This window comes from Shewanella xiamenensis (assembly GCF_014647135.1).
Classification (GTDB): Bacteria; Pseudomonadota; Gammaproteobacteria; order Enterobacterales; family Shewanellaceae; genus Shewanella; species Shewanella xiamenensis.
In genome coordinates this window covers 1-624 of record NZ_BMOP01000060.1, presented here as the reverse complement: position 1 = coordinate 624, position 624 = coordinate 1, and the positions used below count along the sequence as shown (strand labels likewise).

1 rRNA gene is annotated in these 624 nt (G+C 50.8%); it reads right to left on the bottom strand.

The features are described from left to right. Positions 1-624: ribosomal RNA gene (locus IEY09_RS20130) — 23S ribosomal RNA — on the bottom strand; the annotation flags it as partial.

Below are 624 nucleotides of genomic sequence, written 5' to 3'. Positions count from 1 at the left end.
TGCACCCGTAGCTTCGGTGGTATGTTTAGCCCCGTTACATCTTCCGCGCAGGCCGACTCGACTAGTGAGCTATTACGCTTTCTTTAAATGATGGCTGCTTCTAAGCCAACATCCTAGCTGTCTAAGCCTTCCCACATCGTTTCCCACTTAACATACACTTTGGGACCTTAGCTGACGGTCTGGGTTGTTTCCCTTTTGACGACGGACGTTAGCACCCGCCGTCTGTCTCCCGAGTAGTACTCATTGGTATTCGGAGTTTGCAAAGGGTTGGTAAGTCGGGATGACCCCCTAGCCTTAACAGTGCTCTACCCCCAATGGTATTCGCTCGAGGCGCTACCTAAATAGCTTTCGAGGAGAACCAGATATCTCCCGGTTTGATTGGCCTTTCACCCCCAGCCACAAGTCATCCGCTAATTTTTCAACATTAGTCGGTTCGGTCCTCCAGTTGATGTTACTCAACCTTCAACCTGCCCATGGCTAGATCACCGGGTTTCGGGTCTACGCCTTGCAACTAAACGCGCAGTTAACACTCGGTTTCCCTACGGCTCCGCTATTCGCTTAACCTCGCTACAAAACGTAAGTCGCTGACCCATTATACAAAAGGTACGCAGTCACGGTCTCAAG